Origin of the sequence: Achromobacter agilis (genome assembly GCF_900496965.1) — a bacterium.
Lineage (GTDB): Bacteria > Pseudomonadota > Gammaproteobacteria > Burkholderiales > Burkholderiaceae_B > Achromobacter > Achromobacter agilis.
Genome location: NZ_UFQB01000017.1, coordinates 1 through 18,681, shown reverse-complemented (window position 1 = coordinate 18,681; position 18,681 = coordinate 1). Strand labels below are relative to the sequence as shown.

Sequence of the window (18,681 nt, the reverse complement as noted above, 5' to 3'; positions counted from 1 at the left end):
CTCAGAAGTCCATACTCGCGCTCAGCGAGAACGTACGCGGCCCGCCCAGCACCAGATAGCCGTTGCCGGGATACCCGCCCACCGAGGACCAGTAATTGCGGTTGGCGATGTTGTCCACGCGCGCCCGCAGGGTCAGGACGTGGCCGTCCACGTCCATCATGTAGCGCAAGCCCGCGTCGAAACGGGTCCAGCCGGGCACCTTGAGGGTGTTGGCGTCGTCCGCGTAGGAAGAGCCGGTGTAGACGACGCGGCCGTCCACGGCCAGGCCGGGAACGCCGGGGATGTCCCATTCCACGCCGAGGTTGGCCTGGAAGCGCGGCACGCCGATCACGCGGTTGCCGTCGATGGAGGGGTTGCCGGTGGAGCGCTGCTCGGCGTCCAGCCAGGTCAGCCCGCCCAGCAGGCGCACGTTCTTCACGGGCTCGCCATACAGCGTGAATTCGGCGCCCTGGTGGCGGTCCTTGCCGGAGGTGGTCAGCTCGTTGCTGGCGTTGTACATGGCCCGCGGCTTGTCCGTGGAGAACAGCGCCAGGCCAGCGCCCAGCCCGTCGGACTCGTACTTGACGCCGACTTCCTTTTGCTTGGAGACAAAGGGCGGCAGGCTCTGGCCGACGTTGGGCACCGGCTTGCCGCCAGCCATCGCGGGCGCGGTCGGCCCCGCGACCAGCGCCTCGATGTAGTTCGCATACAGCGAAACGCTGGGCGCAACCTTGACGACGATGCCGGCAGCGGGCGAATTATGGCTGGCGTCGTAGGCGCCGTTTTCCTTGCCCGTGTTGTAGGCGTAGTCCCGCTGAGACAGGCGCTGGTGGCGGATACCGGCCGTCAGCAGCACCTTGTCGTCCAGAAAGGACAGCGTATCGCCGATGGCATAGCTGCTCAGGCGCGTGCGGCCCTGCAGCGCCGGATCGTCCAGATCGTTGCCGCGCAGCGCGCCCGCGCTGAACGCCGGCTTGTCATAGGAAACCGGGTCGTAGATGTTGGTGGCGAACGTGTTCTGCCAGTCCATCACATAGGCATTTTTCTTCTTCAGGTCGAAGAAGGACGCCGACACCACGAATTCATGGCCCACGGGGCCGGTCCGCACCTTGCCGCGCAGGCCCAGTTCGCCCGTGTTCACGCTATCTTCGCGGGTGTTGTCGAAACGGTAGAACGTGCCGGCGCCCGTGCTGCCATTGGTCAGCGTGACGTTGCCCAGCGAATTGGCTTCGTCGCTGCGGCGCATGCCGAAGGCCGCGTAGGCCGTCAGCTTGTCGCTAAAGTCGTGCTCGGCGCGCACGGTGCCGAACAGGTCTCGCTCATTGGAATACGACCACGGCTGCGCGTAGTTGGAGCTGGCGTCCGGCGCGTCGGGCACGGTGGTGACGCCCGGGCCCAGCGTCACGTTGGGGCGCGCGCGCTTGAGCTTGTTCTCCTGCCAGCCGATGTCCGCAGACAGGCGAGTATCGGCCGAACGCCAATCCAGGCCCAGCGACACCAGGCTGGTGCGGGAATGTTCGTCATCGATCCCCGTATCGCCGCTGCGCTGCGCGGCGTTGAACCGGATGCCCGTGCTGTCGCCCGGGCCGAAGCGGCGGGCGATGTCGGTGGATAGCTGGAACTGGCCGCCGCTGGACACGCCCGTGGTGACGCGGGTGAGCGGTTCGTTCGGCGCGCGCTTGGGCACGAGGTTGATCACGCCGCCGATGCCGCCGCCGCCCGGCGCGGCGCCGGTCAGGAAGGTCGAGGCTCCGCGCAGCACTTCCACGCGCTCGAACAGTTCGGTGGCGATGTACTGGCGAGGCAGCAGGCTATACAAGCCGTTGTAGGCCACATCGTCCGAGCCCAGGATGAAGCCGCGGATGAAGTACGACTCCTGGAAGTTGCCGAAGCCGCGCGCCACGCGCACGCCCGCATCGTTCTGCAGCACGTCGCCGACGCTGCGCGCCTGGCGGTCCTGGATCAGCTCGTTCGTGTAGCTGGTGATGCTGAACGGCGTATCCATGATGTCTTGCGTGCCCAGCAGCCCGATGCGGCCGCCGCGCGCCACCTGCCCGCCCGCGAAGGGCTCGGCCAGCCCGCCGGCCGACGCATCCGCGCTGGCCTCGACGGTGATGGCATCCATGGAAACGACGCCGCCCTGACCGGCGCCGGAGGCCGGCGGCACGGTGGTCTGGGCGAGGGCGGGAACGCAGCATGGGAGCGCGGCCACCATGCAGGCTAGGGTTTTGATTTTCATGTCGGGATGTCCGTCTGCGCGGATGAAGTTCGGAGAACGGTGGAATCCCGATGGGGCGGATGCGCCATGCTGGACGCCGCCGGCCCCGAAGGGACGCGGCCGGCTCCCGGCGCCATGCGGGCTTCAACTCACCCGATGCATGATACAAAAAAACGAAATCATTCTCATTATTTCTATCAGATACTAAACATGTGAATGTTGCCATGCGGCAACGGCCCTAAAAAAGGGCTAGTGTCAGACACCCGGGTGGCGGCAGCGCAGATTGAAGGCCTTCTCGTAGGGGAGTCAGACACTGAACCCCAGGCAGGTGCCTGACACCTAAACCAAGGTCAGGTGCCTGACACCCGTACGAGACGTTGCTACGGCTTGCAGAGGTGGCCACGGGTGTCAGACACCCATCGAAGATGGCATCGCCTCGCCTAGTGTCGGACGCTTACCTACTTTTCCACCGGCGGCTGGCTGGGGTCGTAGTCGGCCGCGGCCAGCGGCTCCAGCGGGAAATGCGGGCCGGCGCGCTTGCGGAAATCGAAAAGCGACCAGTCGGAACTGGTGACGCCGGGGCTGTCGCATTCCACCAGCGCCGAGGAAATCGGCACGAACACCGGCCGGCAGTACATGCGCGACTTGACCAGGATGTACCGCGCCTGCGCCGGCTCCACCCCCAGGCTGCGGAATACGCCCAGGTCCCAGGGTTCGTGGGTGCGCTCGGTGATGACCAGCCGCGCCGCGCCGATATCGAGCACGGCGCTGCGGCCCATGCAGGCGAGCTGGCCGGTATAGGTGGGCCCCGTGATGATGTATTCGCCGTTGGTGAGCGCGCTTACTGTGCCGCGCAGCGTAACCGGCCTGGCCGGGCGGCCGATGCTGTCGATGGCCCGCTTGTTGCCTACGGGCAGCTCCACTTCCGCGCCCACGCCCGCACGGGTCAGCTTATCGACGGCTTCGGGATCGCAGTACAGCCCGGCCACGATGCCTTCCAGCCCTGCCTCCACGGCCGCCATCAGCACGTCCATGGTGTCGCAGGTGCCACCGCTCATGCAGTTGTCGCCGTGATCCAGCAGCAGCACGGGTTTGTCGGCGCCTTCGGCCAGTTGGCGGGCGCGCGCCAGCGATTGCGCGAGCGGCTCGCTCTCATAGAGAAAGCCCTCGCGGCGTGCCCAGATCGCCGCGGCCATGTCGCTGGCGATGCGCTCCGCCGCCTCCTGGCTGCCGTCGGCCACCGCCACCACGCTGAGGCAAGGATGAGGAATATCGGCCAGCCCGAAGCCCGCCAGCACGGATACGCCCAAGGCGCCTTCCGCCTCGGCCCGCTTCGCCGCCTCCACGGCTTCGCGCATCGCGCCCTCGCCCGTATTGCTGCGCAGCGTATGCGATACCAGCGGCAGGCGGCGCCAGGCGATGAACGGCGCGATGCGGCCGTCGATGCTGTCGAAAAGCAGCCGGCCCGCGTGCTCGCCGGTTTCGTACATGTCGATATGCGGATAGGTCTTGAAACTGATGATGACGTCGGCATTGGCGATCATCTTGGACGTGACGTTGCCGTGCAGGTCCAGCGCCACCCCGATGGGAACGCCCGGCGCGGCCCGGCGGACGCGCTCCAGCAGGTCCCCTTCCCCATCGTCGGTGCTTTCCACCGCCATCGCGCCATGCAGGTCCAGCAGGATCGCGCCGCAACCCGGCGCGGCCGCGACGATACGTTCGCACAGGGTTTCGTAGGCGTCGGCGGCCACGCGGCCGCTGGGATAGGCGGTGGCGGATACCGGCGTGACCAGTGTCGCGCCGCGCGCCTCGGCCAGGTCGATGAACGCCGACATCGCGGTGCGCTTGCCGTGGTTCTCGGCATAGGCGTCGGCATCGTAGGCCGGACCGTCCAGCCCGAAGGTGGACAGCGGCGTGGGCACCGGCGAGAAGGTGTTGGTCTCGTGGTTCATGCGGGCGATAAGCACTTTCATGCCGGGTCTCCTTCCGGGAACTGGATCCGGCCGCAGCAACGCAACATGGCGTGCAGCAGCACATTGCAGCCGGCCTCGAGGTGTTCGGGTTGCGCGTCCTCGATTTCGTTGTGGCTGATGCCGTCCTTGCACGGCACGAAGATCATGGCCGTGGGCGCGACCCGGGCCATGTAGACCGCGTCGTGGCCGGCGCCGCTGATCACGTCCAGCGACGCCAGCCCCAGCGTGCCGGCGCCGTCCCGGACCGCCTGCACCAGCCGGGGCTCGAACGGCTGCGGCGGGAAGTACACCACTTCCTTGCACTCGATATCGATACGGCCGGGCTCGGCCAGATCGGCGCAGGCCTTCGCCAGCGCGCCGGCCATGCTGTCCAGCGTGGCGTCGTCGGCCGCGCGCAGGTCCACGGTCAGCGCCACCCGGCCCGGAATCACGTTGCGCGAATTCGGGAAACCGTCGATGCAGCCTACCGTGGCGCGGCCGTGCGGGGCATGGTCCAGCGCGTTGCGGTTGACCTCCAGCACCAGGCGCGACGCAACCACCAGGGCGTCGCGGCGCAGCTCCATCGGGGTCGGCCCGGCATGCGCCTCCTGGCCGGTAACAACGACGTCGTACCAGCGCTGGCCGAGCGCGCCCTGCACCGCGCCGATGGTGATCCCCCGGGCCTCCAGGATGGGCCCCTGCTCGATGTGCGCCTCGAAATAGGCGCCCACGGCGCGCGGCGTCGCCGGCTCGGGGCCGGCATAGCCGATGGCGCGCAGCGCTTCGTCCACACTGACGCCGTCGCGGTCGCGCGCGGCCAATGCGTGCTCGAGCGTGAAGGCGCCGGCGTACACGCCCGACCCCATCATCACGGGCACGAAGCGCGAGCCTTCCTCGTTGGTCCACACCACCACTTCCAGCGGCGCCTCGGTAACGATGCCGCGCTGCTCCAGCGTGCGCAAGACCTCGATGCCGGCGAGCACGCCGTAGTTGCCGTCGAACTTGCCCCCGGTGGGCTGGGTATCGATATGGCTGCCGGTCATGACGGCGGGCAGATCGTCGCGCAGGCCCGGCCGGCGCATGAAGATATTGCCGATGGCGTCCACGCGCACGCTGCAGCCCAGCTCGCGGGCCCAGCCGCAGACCAGATCGCGCCCCTGCCGGTCCAGGTCGGTCAGCGCCAGCCTGCACACGCCGCCCTTGTCGGTGCCGCCGATGCGGGCCAGTTCCATCAGGGACGCCCACAGGCGGTTCCCGTCGATACGGACGCCGCTGACAGCCTCCAGTGCATTCATTTCCATGGTTCTTCCTTGGGTCTCAGACGCCCACGCCCAGATAGCGGTCTTTCACGTTTTCGTCCGCCATGAACGCGGCGTTGGCGCCTTCGTAAACGATGGCGCCCTGCTCGATGATGAAATGGTGGTCGGCCAGCTGGGTGCAGACTTCGAGGTTCTGCTCGACCAGCAGGATGGTGACGCCGGCGCGCTTGATGGACTGGATCTGCGCCACGATCTCCTCGACGATCACGGGCGCCAGGCCTTCCACGGGCTCGTCCAGCATCAGCACGCGCGGGTGGTTCATGAGCGCCCGCCCGATGGCAAGCATCTGCTGCTCGCCGCCCGACAGCTGCCCTCCGCCGTTGCGGCGCCGCTCCTTGAGCCGCGGGAAAATCCGGTAGATGTCGTCCAGCTGCCATGGCGAATCGCGGCGCATGCCCAGCTTCAGGTTTTCCTCGACCGTCAGCAGCTTGAAGATGCCGCGGTGCTCGGGCACCAGGCAGATCCCCATGGCGGCGATCTTGTGGGCCGGCAGGCCGGCGATGTCGCGGCCGCCGAAGCGCACCGCGCCGGCCTTGGGCGCGATCACGCCGGCAATGGTCTTGAGCGTGGTGGACTTGCCCGCGCCATTGCGTCCGAGCAGCGTCACCACCGAGCCCTGCTGCAGCTCCAGCGACACGCCTTGCAGGATATGGCTCTTGCCGTAGTAGCTGTGTATGGCGTCGACGTGCAGGCTCATGCCCGGCCTCCCGTAATCATGTTGCCCAGGTACGCCGCACGCACCCGTTCGTCGCTGCGGATCGCGTCGGGCGGGCCTTCGACCAGCACCCGGCCCTGCTGCATCACCGTAATGGTGTCGGAAATATCCATGACGATATTCATGTTGTGCTCGATCAGCACCACGGTGTGATCGTCGCGCAGGCTGCGGATCAGGTGCTTCATTTCCTCCAGGTCGTCGACCCCCATGCCGGAAGTCGGCTCGTCCAGGAAGATCGCGCGGGGCCGGGCGGCCAGCGCCATGCCCACCTCCAGCCGCCGCTGCTGGCCATGCGAGAGCGCGCCCGCGGCCACGTGGGCCAGCCGCGGCAGGCCCAGGCGCTCCAGCGCGCTATCGACGACTTCGCGCTGCGCCCGCGCGCCCGTCGGCGGATGCCAGCAATCGAACGCGCCGGCGCGGTGCGCGCCCTGCGCCGCCAGCCGCAGGTTCTCGCGCACCGACAGGTTGGCGAACAGGCTGGTCACCTGGAAGGAACGGGCGATGCCGCGCTGCACGCGCTGGTAATCGGCCTCCTGCGTGACGTCCTGGCCGTCGAACACGATGCTGCCTTCGCTGGTGCGCAGCGTGCCCGTCAGAATGTGGAACAGCGTGGTCTTGCCGGCGCCGTTCGGGCCGATGACCGAGTGCACGGTGCGCGGCCGCACCTGCAGGTCCACCCCGTGCAGGGCCACGAATTTTCCGAAACGCTTGACGATGCCGCTCGCCTGCAGAAGCGGCGTGGAAGTGGCTTGATTCATGCGCTCTTCTCCTCGGCGGCGGATTCCGTGCCGCCCGGCCGGCGCCGCAGCGCCAGCCAGATGCGTTCGCCCAGGCCCCACAGTCCCTTCTGCATGAACAGGCTGACGGCGATCAGCAGGAAGCCCAGCAGCATCAGCCAGCGCGGCCAGAGCGTGGAAAGCCAATCCGCGAACAACACATAGAACGCCGCGCCCAGCACCGAGGCGAACAGATTGCCCGTGCCGCCGATCACCGTCATCACCAGGATCATCTCGCTGCTGTGGTATTCGATGCTGGACAGCGGCGCGATGCCCGTCATCATGGCCAGGAAAGCCCCCGCCAGCGCCGTGACGGCTCCGGAAATGGCGAATGCCGCCAGCTTGAACAGGCGCACGTTGTAGCCGACCGCCGTGGCGCGCGCCTCGTTGTCGCGGATCGCGAGCAGCGTGCGGCCGAAGACGGAATTGGTCACGCGCAGCAGCAGCCAGAACACGCCGAGGAAGCAGGCGGCCACGAAAGCATAGAACCTCCATGGGGAGTCCAGCGCCAGGAGCTCCATCCCTGCCACCGAGAGCGGCGGCCGCGGCACGTCCAGCAGGCCGTTGTCGCCTCCCGTCAGGTCCGGCAGGCTATAGGCCAGGAAGTAGAACATCTGCGCGAAGGCCAACGTCAGCATCACGAAATAGGTGCCGCGCTGGCGGATCGCGAACCAGCCCACCAGCGTGGCCGCCAGCGCCCCGACCACCATCGCGGCCAACAGCGCCAGCGGCATCGGCAGGCCGGTGCGCGTCAGCAGGAGGCCGACGGCATAGCTGCCCAGGCCGAAGAAGATGCCCTGGCCGAACGACAGCAGGCCGGTAAAGCCCAGCAGCAGGTTGCAGCCCACCACCGCCAGGGCGTAGATCAATACTTCCGAGGCGAGCGATCCCGACTGCATGCATAGCGGCAACAGCAGCACCACGGCCAGCGCCAGCAGCAGTTGGGCGTGCGATTTCAAGCGCGTCATCATCCTCTCCCCATCAGGCCGTGGGGACGCAGCAGCAGCACCGCAGCCATCGCCACATAGATCATGAGCCGCGCGCCCTCCGGCCACAGCGTGCTCATCACGCTCTGCACCACCCCGATCAGCAGGCCGCCGACCAGCGCGCCGAAGAAGCTGCCCATGCCGCCCACCACCACGATGACGAAGGCGATGCCCAGCGCCTCGACACCCATGAAGGGCTCCACGCCGCGGATCGGCGCGGCCAGCACGCCGGCCAGCGCCGCGGTGGCCGCCCCCAGCGCGAACACCAGACTGAACATGCGGAACACGTTGATGCCCAGCATGGACACCATTTCGGTGGACTCGCTGCCGGCGCGCACGGCGCTGCCCAGCCGCGTGCCTTCGAGCACGTACCAGAGCAGGAGCGAGAAAACGGCGGTGAATCCGATCACGAAGAGGCGGTACTTGGGATAGATGAAGCTGCCCCACATGACCACGCCCTGCAGCGAGGCGGGCGCAGCGACGTTGTCGCCGATCGGCCCCCAGATCACGATGACCAGCTCCTGCAGCACCAACGCCAGGCCTACGGTGATCAGGATGTGAAACTCATGCGCCTGCGCATAGACGTGGCGCAGCACGACCTTTTCGACCACCCAGGCGCACGCGCCCACCAGCAGCGGCACGACGGCCAGGGCCAGCCAGAAGTCCATGCCCCATTGGATGGCCTGGAAGCAGAAGTAGGCGCCCAGCAGATAGAACGCCCCATGGGCGAAGTTCACGAAGCGCAACAGACCGAAAACGATGGACAGGCCGACTGCCAGCAGGAAGTACAGCATGCCCACCCCGATCCCATTGATGACCTGGAGCAGATAGACGTTCATGAGGATGCCCGGTGGAGGAAACGAAAGGCCGCGGGATGCCCGGTCCGCGCGGGCGGCAGGCGCGCCCGCGGGACCGGCCTCGAGGGCACGCTAGAGCTTGCAGCCGGTTTCCGCGGGCGGCAGGAAGGACCGGCCGCTATGCACGATCTCGGCATAGTCGTCCTTGTCCTTCATATCCTTCTTGGCCCGCCCCTTGAGCAGGTAGTAGTTCTTCAAGACCTGGTGGTCTTCCTTGCGGATTTCCTCCTGTCCCGTCAGCCCCTGGTACGCCAGGCCTTCCATCACGGCCACCACCTTGGCCGGATCGGCGCTGCCGGCCTTGACGATGGCGTCCAGCATGATGCGGGTGCAGATGTAGGACCCCGCCAGGCTGTAGTTGGGGTTGGCGCGAGTCTTTTCCTGGGACAGCTTCACCAGTTCCTTGTTGAGCGGCGAATCGATGCCATGCCAGTACTGCGCGCCGAAGTACACGCCCTCGCACAGGTCCGCGCCCAGGCTTTCGAATTGCTCCAGGCCGGACGCCCACGCCACCAGGATGGTGCAGTTCTGCTTCATGCCGAAGCTGACGGCCTGGCGCAGCGTGTCGGACGACTGCGAGCCGAAGTTCAGGATCAGCAGCACGTCGGGCTTGGCCGCCATGGCGTTGGTGAGGTAGCCGCTGAACTCCTTCTCGGCCAGCGAGTGGTAGCTGTTGCCCACATGCTCGATGCCCTTTTCCTTGAAGATCGCCTTGGCCGCGTTGAGCAGGCCGTCGCCGAACACGTATTGCGGCGTGATGGTGTACCAGCGCTTGGCGTTGGGCAGCTTCTCCAGCAAGGGACGCACGGTCTGCTCGATGGCGCCGAAGGTCGGCACCGACCAGCGGAACGTTGCCTTGTTGCAGTCCTTGCCGGTGATCTCGTCGGCGCCCGCGGTGGTGATGAACACGCCGCCTGCGCGCTCGACCTCCTTGCCCATGGCCAGCGCCTCCGACGACAGGATGCCGCCGGCGAAGAACTTGACGCCCTTCTGCTGCGAGATTTCCTGCACCTTGCGCACCGCCGTCGCCGGCTTGCCCTCGGTGTCCAGCACGGTATAGCCCAGCGGGCGGCCCAGCGCGCGGCCATATTGCTCCAGCGCCAGTTTCATGCCCAGGTCGGCGAATTTACCGTTGGCGGCAAAGGGGCCCGACATGGGCACCGGACACCCGAACTGGATGGCGTCGGCTTGCGCCAGCGCAGACCGGGCGGCCCACAACGATCCGGGTACCGCGCTCAGCGCGGCGAGTTTCAGCAGGTTGCGGCGATTCAAGATGATTCTCCCTGGCTGCCGCTGGCGCTGCCGCGGCATATTGACGATGTCGAGCGCGCCCCATGCGCGTCCCCTTTCCGACTCTGTCTGCTCCAAGCTCCTGGGCGCTGCCTGCCGGGACGGCACTGCAAGCCCATACCGCGACTACGATCCTATTTATCATGATAAATAGGATTATTATCATGATCAGATTGGGGGTCCGGCTCTGTCAATAGCCACGGCATCAGGTATAACCCTGGGCCGCGGCGAGCCGAAGCGGCGCGCCCCCCGCACACCAAGCAGCAACGGAGGAGCGCAATGGCGTTCGACAGTCAGGACCTACCGGCCGGCGGCATCTCGAGCCCGCCCAAGCGCAGTGACCTGGTCGCCGAAGAGATCAAGCGGCTGATCACGGCCAAGAATCTGTTGCCGGGCGACAAGCTTCCGCGCGAAAGCGAGCTGCAAAGCATGTTCTCAGTCAGCAAGAGCACCATGCGGGAAGCGCTCAAGTCCCTGGAGGTACAGGGGCTGGTGAAGGTCAGCACCGGCCCCGGCGGCGGCGCCACAGTGGTCGAGGTGCCGCTGGACCGCACCTTCCAACTGATGCAGAACTACCTGTTCTTCAAAGAAGTGCGGATCGAGGACATCTACCAGGTGCGCAAGCTCCTGGAGCCCGAACTGGCGGCCAGCGCCGTGCCGTTCCTGACGGAGGCGCACTTCGCCGCGCTGGAAGAAAACATCGCCTGCTGCGACCCCATGGCGGAACACGTGGAGGATCCCCTGGCCCAGCGCCAGGAGGAGATGAACTTCCACGACATCTTCGCGGCGGTCTGCCCCAACCCGTTCCTGCGCTTCAGCTGCGAAATGACCAACGAGATGATCCGGCAGCTCACCGTGTTCGACAACGAAATGCCGCTGGCCGAACAGCAGCGTTTCGGCAGCGCCAATACCGGCTTCCACCGCCAGATCCTGGCGGCGGCCCGGGAGCGCGACGTCGAACAGGTGCGCGCGCTGATGAGCGAACACATGCAGGATGCGATGCGCTCGGTCAAGCGCATGCACGGCAAGCTCGAAGGCCGGCTGATCCTGGATTCCGAAATGTCGCGGCGCAACGCCACCCGCAACGCCCGCCGCGGCCGGCGCAAGAAGGGCTCGGCCGCGCCGGCTTGAACACAGCCGGGCCGCACGCGCATGTCCGGCCCTCCGCGCGTCAATCCAGCCTGATGCGGTTGGCCTCGATCACCGCGCCCCAGCGTTTGCGGTCTTCCTGCACGTAGGCATCGACATCCGCCTGCAAGCGTTGCGCCTCGGCCTGCGGCACGGCCCGCGGCACGGCCAGGCCGAACCAGGTCGCGGCGCGGAACCCGGGGAACCCGCTATCCGCGACAGTCGGCACGTCTGGAAGCACGGCGAGCCGTTCGGCGGTCGTGACGGCCAGCGCCTTGATCTTGCGTTCCCGCACCAGCGGCAGCGACGTGCTGATCACGTCCACCATCAACTGCGTATCGTTGGCCATCAGCGACGTCAGGGCGGGTGCGCTGCCGTTATAGGGAATGTGCGCCACGTCCATGCCGGTGCGCGATTTCAACAGCTCGGCGGCAATGCTCAACACGCGGAAGTCGCGCGCAGCGTCGTAGGCGATGCGCTGGTAGAGCATGGGGTTGAGCACCATGCTGGCGTTGCTGGCAAGGAAAATCGTGTAGCCGTCGGGCGCCGACCTTGCCACCTGCGTCGCGGCGACCATGGTATTGGCGCCCGGCTTGTTCTCCACCACGACGGGTTGCCCGAGATCGCGCGACAGGCCCTCGGCCAGCACCCTCGATAGCTGGTCGGCGGAACCGCCGGGCATGTAGGGCACGGCAAGCTTGAGGGGCTTGTCCGGAAATGCAGCCCACGCGGAGGCGGGCCCCGCGAATGCGAAGATCGCCACGGCCGCGATGCGACGCAGCCTGTAATTCAGTCTGAATGCCATGCTTGTCTCCCGAGCTGTCTCGTCGCTCTTGTTGGTCCGGCGCTGCGCCGTCCCGCTATACCTTGCGCTGCCGGCCCGCCCAGAACTCGGCGCGCAGCATGCGCTTGGCAATCTTGCCGTTGTCGTCGCGCGGCAGCGCCGCGCGCAGTTGCAGTTCACGCGGCACCTTGTAGCGGGCGATCCGCTGCCCCAACCATTGCATCAGGTCTGCGGGCTGGAGCGATGCGCCCGGTGCAGGCTGGATCAGCGCCATCAGCCGCTCCCCGAACTCTGCGTCGGGAATGCCGAAGACCGCGCAATCGGCCACGCCCGGATACTGCATCAGCTGATGTTCGATCTCGGCCGGATAGATATTTACGCCCCCCGAAATCACCAGGTCCGATTCGCGGTCGCAGACGTAGAGATAGCCGTCTTCGTCCAGGTAGCCCAGGTCGCCCAGGCCGATGAGCCCGTCTTTCTCCACCTCTGCGCGGGCCCGCGGATTGTTGCGATAGGTGAAATCCGCGTAGGCCGGTTGGCGCACGTGGATCCGCCCGACCTCACCCGCCGCGCACGGCGATCCGTCTTCGCCGTAGATCCTGACCTGCGCGCCGCCGATGGGCCGCCCCGCGCTGCCGGGCCGCTCAAGCGCCTCGCGCGAATCGATCACCGTGATCATGCCGGCCTCGCTGGAGGCGTAGGTTTCATGGATGATCGGGCCAAGCCATTCGATCATGGCGCGCTTGATTTCCGGTGCGCACGGCGCGCCTGTCGAAGCCACGAAACGCAGCGACGACAGGTCGTACGCGGCACGGGCGGCCGCATCCAGCTTCAGCAGGCGCACATACATGATGGGCACCAGGTAGACCGTATCGATGCGATGCGCCTCGATCAGGCGCAAGACCTCGAGCGGATCGAACCTGTCGGTCAGGACGAAGGTTTCGCAAACCCGCAACGCCACCTGCGCGAACACGCTCGGCGCGCTGTGATAGATGGGCGCGGGTAACAGCGCCCGGCACCCCGGGCGCAGTCCATACGCCGCCGTCACCACCTCCTCGACCCGCGCCAGATGCGAGGCCAGGTGCGCCAGCGGAAACGGCGCACGCACCACCCCCTTGGGCCTGCCCGTGGTGCCGGAGGTATAGGCCATGTGGCCGCGCGGCGCGACTTGCGGACCTTCGTAGCAAGGCTGGCTGTCGCGCCAGGCGTCGTAATCCGCATGCCCGGCCAGCGCAGCGCCGGGGCCAGTCAGCAGCAATGGCAGCCCGGCAGGCAGCGCGCCGCGCAATGGCGGCCAGAGGTCGGCGTCGGCGATCAGCAACCGGGCGCCGCTGTCTTCGACAAGAAAGGCGACTTCCGCCGCGGTGAAATGCCAGTTTATCGGGCAGTAATAGCAGCCCAGCCGCTTGCAGGCCAGGATGATTTCCAGGTAGGGCAGGCCGTTGCGCAACAGCACGGCGATCACATCGCCTTCCTTCACGCCGAGCCCCGCCAGGCCGGCGGCGACCTGCAGGCCGCGCGCCGCCAATGCGGCTCCCGGCAGGCGCTTGCCGCCGGCGTAAATCGTGCTGTCCGTCATGCGCCCCCCGTGCTGCGCTGCGCCTTGTCTTGCGCGGTGCGCGCCTCGATCGCCTCGCGCGCGGCGGCCCAGTCGGCGTCACTCCATTCGGCATACTGTTTGAAGTACGCGCCATTGGCCAGGTAATCGCCGCCGTCCAGGGCAATGGTCTGGCCATTGATCCAGTCATAGCCCGGGCTCAGCAGGAACGCCGCCAGTTCGCCGATGTCGTGTCCGGTGCCCAATCGCCGCATCGGGTTCTGCTGCGCCTGCGCCTGGGCGCCAGCATCCTTGGGCCGCAGCCGCGCGCTGGCCCCTTCGGTCGGGATCACGCCCGGCGCGATGGCGTTCAGGCGGATGCCGTGGCGGCCCCATTCGATCGCCAGGGACTTTGTCATGGCGTCTATGCCGGCCTTGGACATGGCCGAGGGAACCACGAACGGCGAGCCGGTCCATACCCAGGTCACGACAATGGACAGGACCGCGCCGCCCGTGCCTTGCGCGATCCAGCGCTTGCCCACGGCCTGGGTGGTATAGAAGGTGCCGCGAAACACGGTGTCGGCGATGGCATTGAAGCCGCGCGCCGACAGTTTCTCCGTGGGGCTGATGAAGTTGCCCGCGGCATTGTTGACCAGGCCGGTCAGCGCGCCATGGTCCGTCCAGAGGCTTTCGACTGCGGCGTCCACGGCCTCGGCGTCGCGGATGTCCACCGCCTGGGCGTGGACGTCCGTGCCGTAGCGTTCGCGCAGGCTGGCGGCGGCCGCCTCCAGTACGGCCGCGCGCCGCCCCCACAGATGCAGCGAAGCGCCCAGCGACGCCAGCCGCTGCGCCATGGCGTAACCCAGGCCGGTGCCTCCGCCGGTGACAAGGATGCGCTGGCCGCGGAACAGGTCGGCGCGGAACATGGTGTGCGGGGCGTGCCCGCCGGACAGATCTTGCGGCATGGGGTTGTCTCCTTTCAGTCCGGAACAAGAGTATCAACCGCGACCGTTTCGCGACAATCCCGCTTCTTGCGTAAACTATGTTTCCTGGCAGTCAACAATAGGCTCGCGCATGCCCGCCCTGCCCGCGCTCGACCTCAATCTGATACAGCTGTTCGTCACCATCGTCGACGCGGGCACGCTCAGCGAGGCCGCGGTGCGCCACGGCGTCACGCGCTCGCATGTCAGCCGCAATTTGCAGAAGCTGGAACGCGCCTTTGGCGCCCAGCTCATCCGGCGCAGCACCCGGCGGCTGGAACTGACGCAGCAGGGCACGGTCCTGTACGAACACGGCTCGCGCATGGCCCGCGAAGTCGAATCCGCGCGCCACGCCCTGCAGAAACTCGGCTCGGAGCCGGCGGGACACGTCCGGCTAAGCATCCCCACCGGCCTGGGAGAGCTGGATCAACTGCGTCCGTTGCTCGTGCGCTTCGCCCTGCGGCATCCGTCGCTGACCCTGCGCGTGCTGTTCTCCAACCGGGTGAGCGACCTGATTTCCTCGGAAATAGACGTCGCGCTGCGGGTTGTGACATCGCCGCCGCAGGATTACGTCGCGCGCGCGCTCGGCGACGTCAAATGGGTGCTCTGCGCGGCGCCCTCCTACCTGGAACAGCTCGGTCCGCCCGCCCACCCGCGCGATCTCGCCCGGCTGCACTTCCTCGGCCCGCCCGACCCCAGGCCCCTGGTCACGCTGCGCCTGCGGCGCAAGGACCAGCTCTATGAAGCCAAGCTCGCGCCCCGGCTGCAGTCCGAATACTTCCCCTTCCTGGCGCAGGCGGCGCTCGAAGGCGCCGGGGTGGCGCTGCTGCCGGCCTACGTCGTGCAGCGGGACATCGCGGCGGGACGGCTGGCGCCGGTGCTGCCGGCCTATCAGGCCTTGGGGCCGGGCGACAAGCTATTCATCCTGACCACGCCCAATCCCTACCCCTCTACCGCGCAGCGCGCGGTGGTCGATTTCCTGCGCACCGAACTGACTGTGCTGCTGCGCGAGTTCCTGCATTGAAACAACGGGCGGAAGCCCTTCTGCCTGGACGGCAACATTCGGGTAGGACTTTCTTGATAAAAGAGGCTTGCGGGTCGTGCGCGCCTCGGCCAGAGTAGCGGTTGGGACCGACGGCCGCTGGGGCCGACGAGCGCCCGCCCACAGCCGCAGCACGGGAACTTTGACGGCCTACTTAGGTCTTATATAAGATATAAGACACACAGTCGCACGCGGTCTTGTCTCACATACAATGACAAACGCGCAAAAACGCCAGAAAATGCCGGCTTTAGTCGGGCAAAACCACGGAGTCCATCATGCCGCACAACACCCTAGACACCCTCAAGAATTTCAAGATCGGCAATAAATCCTGTCAGTACTACTCGCTGCCGGCGCTGGGCAAGTCCCTCGGCATCGACGTACAGCGGCTCCCGGTCTCGATCCGGATCGTCCTGGAGTCGGTGCTGCGCAACTGCGACGGCAAGAAGGTCACCGAAGAACACGTCAAGCAGCTCGCCAACTGGCAAGCCAACGCCAGGCGCGAAGACGAGATCCCCTTCGTCGTGGCCCGGGTGGTGCTGCAGGACTTCACGGGCGTGCCGCTGCTGGCCGACATCGCCGCCATGCGCTCCGTGGCCGACAAGATGGGCAAGAGCCCCAAGAGCATCGAACCGCTGGTGCCGGTGGACCTGGTGGTGGACCACTCGGTCATGATCGACTACTTCGGCACCAAGAACGCGCTGGACCTGAACATGAAGCTGGAATTCAAGCGCAACCAAGAGCGCTACCAGTTCATGAAGTGGGGCATGCAGGCGTTCGACACCTTCGGCGTGGTGCCCCCGGGCTTCGGCATCGTTCACCAGGTGAACCTGGAATACCTGGCGCGCGGCGTGCACCAGGACAAGAAGAACAACGTCTACTACCCCGACTCGCTGGTGGGCACCGACAGCCACACCACCATGATCAATGGCATCGGCGTGGTGGGCTGGGGCGTGGGCGGCATCGAGGCGGAAGCCGGCATGCTGGGCCAGCCGGTCTACTTCCTGACGCCCGACGTGGTCGGGGTGGAACTCAAGGGCAAGCTGCGCGGCGGCGTCACGGCCACCGACCTGGTCCTGACCATCACCGAAATGCTGCGCCGTGAAAAAGTGGTGGGCAAGTTCGTCGAATTCTGCGGCGAAGGCACCGCCAGCCTGTCCGTGGCCGAACGCGCCACCATCGGCAACATGGCGCCGGAATACGGCGCCACCATGGGCTTCTTCCCGGTCGACGAGCGCACCATCGATTACTTCCACGGCACCGGCCGCACCGAAGAGGAAATCGCCGCCTTCGAAGCCTACTTCAAGGCCCAGAAGATGTTCGGCGTGCCCAAGGCCCGCGACATCAACTTCACCAAGCTGCTGACGCTGGACCTGTCCACCGTCGCGCCGTCGCTGGCCGGCCCGAAGCGTCCGCAAGACCGTATCGAGATCGGCAACGTCAAGGACACCTTCATCGACCTGTATTCCAAGCCGGTCGCCGAAAACGGCTTCAACCAGCCGGCCGAAAAGCTGGAGCAAACTTTCACCACCAGCGCCGGCACCAAGGTCAAGAACGGCGACATCCTGATCGCGGCCATCACGTCCTGCACCAACACGTCCAACCCCAGCGTGCTGCTGGCGGCGGGCCTGCTGGCCAAGAAGGCCGTGGAAGCAGGCCTGACGGTTCCCAAGCACATCAAGACCTCGCTGGCCCCCGGATCCCGCGTCGTTACCGAGTACCTGACCAAGACGGGCCTGCTCCCGTACCTGGAAAAGCTCGGCTTCGACGTCGCCGCCTACGGCTGCACGACCTGCATCGGCAACGCCGGCGACCTGACTCCGGACCTGAACGAATCCATCATCGGCAACGACCTGATCTGCTCGGCCGTGCTCTCGGGCAACCGCAACTTCGAGGCCCGCATCCACCCGAACATCAAGGCCAACTTCCTGGCCTCGCCCCCGCTGGTCGTGGCCTACGCCCTGGCCGGCACGGTCACGCGCGACCTGATGACCGAGCCCGTGGGCCGCGGCAAGAACGGCGACGTGTGGCTGGGCGACATCTGGCCGACCACCGAGGAAATCGAATCGCTGCTGAAGTACGCCCTGGATCCCAAGGCGTTCGAGGCCAACTACGGCCAGGTCAAGAGCAACCCGGGCAAGCTCTGGGAGAACATCAAGGGCGTTACCGGCGACACCTACAACTGGCCTGATTCCACCTACATCGCCGAACCGCCCTTCTTTGACGGCTTCGGCATGACGCCGGGCGCGATGCCGACGGTCAAGAACGCCCGTGCGTTGGGCGTGTTCGGCGACTCGGTCACGACCGACCACATCTCGCCGGCCGGCTCCATCAAGGAAACCTCGCCCGCGGGCAAGTGGCTGAAGGAAAACGGCGTCATGAAGGCCGACTTCAACAGCTATGGCTCGCGCCGCGGCAACCACGAGATCATGATGCGCGGCACCTTCGCCAACGTGCGCATCAAGAACCTCATGATTCCGGCGCTGCCGGACGGCAGCCGCTTCGAGGGCGGCGACACCCTGTTCCAGCCCACCGGCGAACAGATGTCCATCTATGACGCGGCCATGAAGTACGTCGGCGCGGGCACCCCCACCGTGGTGTTCGGCGGCGAAGAGTACGGCACCGGCTCCTCGCGCGACTGGGCGGCCAAGGGCACCCAGCTGCTGGGCGTGAAGGCCGTGATCACCCGCAGCTTCGAACGCATCCACCGCAGCAACCTGGTCGGCATGGGCGTGCTGCCCCTGCAGTTCAAGGGCTCGGACAGCGTGCAGTCGCTGGGCATCACCGGCGAGGAAACCTACGACATTTCCGGCCTGGAAAACGGCATCAAGCCGATGCAGGACGTGACGCTGACGATCACCCGCAAGGACGGTTCGAAGCAGGACGTGACGGTGCTGCTGCGCATCGACACCCCGATCGAGGTCGACTATTACCAGCACGGCGGCATCCTGCCCTTCGTGCTGCGCCAGCTCCTCGCGGCCTGATCCTCCTGACCGGCAAAAAGCCCCGAAACCTAGCGGTTCCGGGGCTTTTTTTCTTTACCTTGACCCGTCCTGAATTTGGTTGACACCTTTTTGAGAGAAAAAAGGAGAGTCAATTGGAATCAAGGATCAAGCGAACC

General features: G+C 66.5%; 14 protein-coding genes. 3 read left to right on the top strand and 11 right to left on the bottom strand.

Translation table 11 applies throughout. The features are described 5' to 3' along the window. Position 1: 1 nt before the first annotated feature. The 8 genes from AGI3411_RS19135 to AGI3411_RS19100 form a co-directional block, all read right to left on the bottom strand. A complete protein-coding gene (locus AGI3411_RS19135) occupies positions 2-2,218 on the bottom strand; it encodes a TonB-dependent receptor (protein ID WP_129528919.1) in 2,217 nt (738 codons plus the stop codon). A gap of 437 nt (positions 2,219-2,655) precedes the next feature. Further along, a complete protein-coding gene (locus tag AGI3411_RS19130) occupies positions 2,656-4,170 on the bottom strand; it encodes a M81 family metallopeptidase (protein ID WP_129528918.1) in 1,515 nt (504 codons plus the stop codon). Next, positions 4,167-5,450 carry a Zn-dependent hydrolase gene (locus AGI3411_RS19125; protein ID WP_129528917.1) on the bottom strand — a complete coding sequence of 428 codons (1,284 nt, stop codon included), beginning with the start codon at positions 5,448-5,450 and terminating at the stop codon, positions 4,167-4,169. Before AGI3411_RS19125 ends, AGI3411_RS19130 begins: the two co-directional genes overlap by 4 nt. Positions 5,451-5,466: 16 nt before the next feature. Further along, entirely contained in the window at positions 5,467-6,165 is a 699-nt protein-coding gene (locus AGI3411_RS19120) for an ABC transporter ATP-binding protein (protein ID WP_129528916.1), read from the bottom strand. Next, positions 6,162-6,941 (bottom strand): ABC transporter ATP-binding protein, encoded by a 780-nt coding sequence (locus tag AGI3411_RS19115; RefSeq protein ID WP_129528915.1) that lies wholly within the window; start codon positions 6,939-6,941, stop codon positions 6,162-6,164. Before AGI3411_RS19115 ends, AGI3411_RS19120 begins: the two co-directional genes overlap by 4 nt. Then, the gene (locus AGI3411_RS19110) at positions 6,938-7,927 is read right to left on the bottom strand and encodes a branched-chain amino acid ABC transporter permease (protein WP_129528914.1); all 990 of its coding nucleotides are present in this window, start codon (positions 7,925-7,927) and stop codon (positions 6,938-6,940) included. Before AGI3411_RS19110 ends, AGI3411_RS19115 begins: the two co-directional genes overlap by 4 nt. After that, complete coding sequence (locus AGI3411_RS19105; protein ID WP_129528913.1) at positions 7,927-8,784, bottom strand: branched-chain amino acid ABC transporter permease; 858 nt, start codon at positions 8,782-8,784, stop codon at positions 7,927-7,929. The genes AGI3411_RS19110 and AGI3411_RS19105 overlap by 1 nt, the downstream gene beginning before the upstream one ends. A 90-nt stretch (positions 8,785-8,874) precedes the next feature. Next, positions 8,875-10,074 carry an ABC transporter substrate-binding protein gene (locus AGI3411_RS19100; RefSeq protein ID WP_129528912.1) on the bottom strand — a complete coding sequence of 400 codons (1,200 nt, stop codon included), beginning with the start codon at positions 10,072-10,074 and terminating at the stop codon, positions 8,875-8,877. 297 nt (positions 10,075-10,371) lie between these two features. Here AGI3411_RS19100 and AGI3411_RS19095 point away from each other — a divergent pair, with 297 nt between their 5' ends. Further along, on the top strand, positions 10,372-11,223 hold the full coding sequence (locus AGI3411_RS19095) for a FadR/GntR family transcriptional regulator (RefSeq protein WP_129528911.1): 852 nt from the start codon (positions 10,372-10,374) through the stop codon (positions 11,221-11,223). A 40-nt stretch (positions 11,224-11,263) separates the two neighbouring features. Here the strand turns inward: AGI3411_RS19095 and AGI3411_RS19090 are convergent, their stop codons facing one another. The 3 genes from AGI3411_RS19090 to AGI3411_RS19080 are packed head-to-tail and all read right to left on the bottom strand — an operon-like array spanning position 11,264 to position 14,467. After that, the gene (locus tag AGI3411_RS19090; RefSeq protein ID WP_129528910.1) at positions 11,264-12,025 is read right to left on the bottom strand and encodes a Bug family tripartite tricarboxylate transporter substrate binding protein; all 762 of its coding nucleotides are present in this window, start codon (positions 12,023-12,025) and stop codon (positions 11,264-11,266) included. A 55-nt stretch (positions 12,026-12,080) separates the two neighbouring features. Beyond that, positions 12,081-13,583 carry an AMP-binding protein gene (locus AGI3411_RS19085; protein WP_129528909.1) on the bottom strand — a complete coding sequence of 501 codons (1,503 nt, stop codon included), beginning with the start codon at positions 13,581-13,583 and terminating at the stop codon, positions 12,081-12,083. Then, a complete protein-coding gene (locus AGI3411_RS19080) occupies positions 13,580-14,467 on the bottom strand; it encodes an SDR family oxidoreductase (RefSeq protein ID WP_129529035.1) in 888 nt (295 codons plus the stop codon). The genes AGI3411_RS19085 and AGI3411_RS19080 overlap by 4 nt, the downstream gene beginning before the upstream one ends. A 148-nt stretch (positions 14,468-14,615) precedes the next feature. On the opposite strand from AGI3411_RS19080, the gene AGI3411_RS19075 reads away from it, so the two are divergent. Together AGI3411_RS19075 and acnA are read left to right on the top strand one after the other, a co-directional pair. Then, positions 14,616-15,545 (top strand): LysR family transcriptional regulator, encoded by a 930-nt coding sequence (locus AGI3411_RS19075; protein WP_129528908.1) that lies wholly within the window; start codon positions 14,616-14,618, stop codon positions 15,543-15,545. 293 nt (positions 15,546-15,838) lie between these two features. After that, positions 15,839-18,544 (top strand): aconitate hydratase AcnA, encoded by a 2,706-nt coding sequence (acnA, locus tag AGI3411_RS19070; protein WP_129528907.1) that lies wholly within the window; start codon positions 15,839-15,841, stop codon positions 18,542-18,544. The last annotated feature ends 137 nt before the right edge of the window (positions 18,545-18,681 follow it).

What these genes read in the sequence shown, in the direction of transcription:
- AGI3411_RS19135 (WP_129528919.1), bottom strand. Translation starts at nt 2,218, where the DNA reads ATGAAAATCAAAACCCTAGCCTGCATGGTGGCCGCGCTCCCATGCTGC.
- AGI3411_RS19130 (WP_129528918.1), bottom strand. Translation starts at nt 4,170, where the DNA reads ATGAAAGTGCTTATCGCCCGCATGAACCACGAGACCAACACCTTCTCG.
- AGI3411_RS19125 (WP_129528917.1), bottom strand. Translation starts at nt 5,450, where the DNA reads ATGGAAATGAATGCACTGGAGGCTGTCAGCGGCGTCCGTATCGACGGG.
- AGI3411_RS19120 (WP_129528916.1), bottom strand. Translation starts at nt 6,165, where the DNA reads ATGAGCCTGCACGTCGACGCCATACACAGCTACTACGGCAAGAGCCAT.
- AGI3411_RS19115 (WP_129528915.1), bottom strand. Translation starts at nt 6,941, where the DNA reads ATGAATCAAGCCACTTCCACGCCGCTTCTGCAGGCGAGCGGCATCGTC.
- AGI3411_RS19110 (WP_129528914.1), bottom strand. Translation starts at nt 7,927, where the DNA reads ATGACGCGCTTGAAATCGCACGCCCAACTGCTGCTGGCGCTGGCCGTG.
- AGI3411_RS19105 (WP_129528913.1), bottom strand. Translation starts at nt 8,784, where the DNA reads ATGAACGTCTATCTGCTCCAGGTCATCAATGGGATCGGGGTGGGCATG.
- AGI3411_RS19095 (WP_129528911.1), top strand. Translation starts at nt 10,372, where the DNA reads ATGGCGTTCGACAGTCAGGACCTACCGGCCGGCGGCATCTCGAGCCCG.
- AGI3411_RS19090 (WP_129528910.1), bottom strand. Translation starts at nt 12,025, where the DNA reads ATGGCATTCAGACTGAATTACAGGCTGCGTCGCATCGCGGCCGTGGCG.
- AGI3411_RS19085 (WP_129528909.1), bottom strand. Translation starts at nt 13,583, where the DNA reads ATGACGGACAGCACGATTTACGCCGGCGGCAAGCGCCTGCCGGGAGCC.
- AGI3411_RS19080 (WP_129529035.1), bottom strand. Translation starts at nt 14,467, where the DNA reads ATGTTCCGCGCCGACCTGTTCCGCGGCCAGCGCATCCTTGTCACCGGC.
- AGI3411_RS19075 (WP_129528908.1), top strand. Translation starts at nt 14,616, where the DNA reads ATGCCCGCCCTGCCCGCGCTCGACCTCAATCTGATACAGCTGTTCGTC.
- acnA (WP_129528907.1), top strand. Translation starts at nt 15,839, where the DNA reads ATGCCGCACAACACCCTAGACACCCTCAAGAATTTCAAGATCGGCAAT.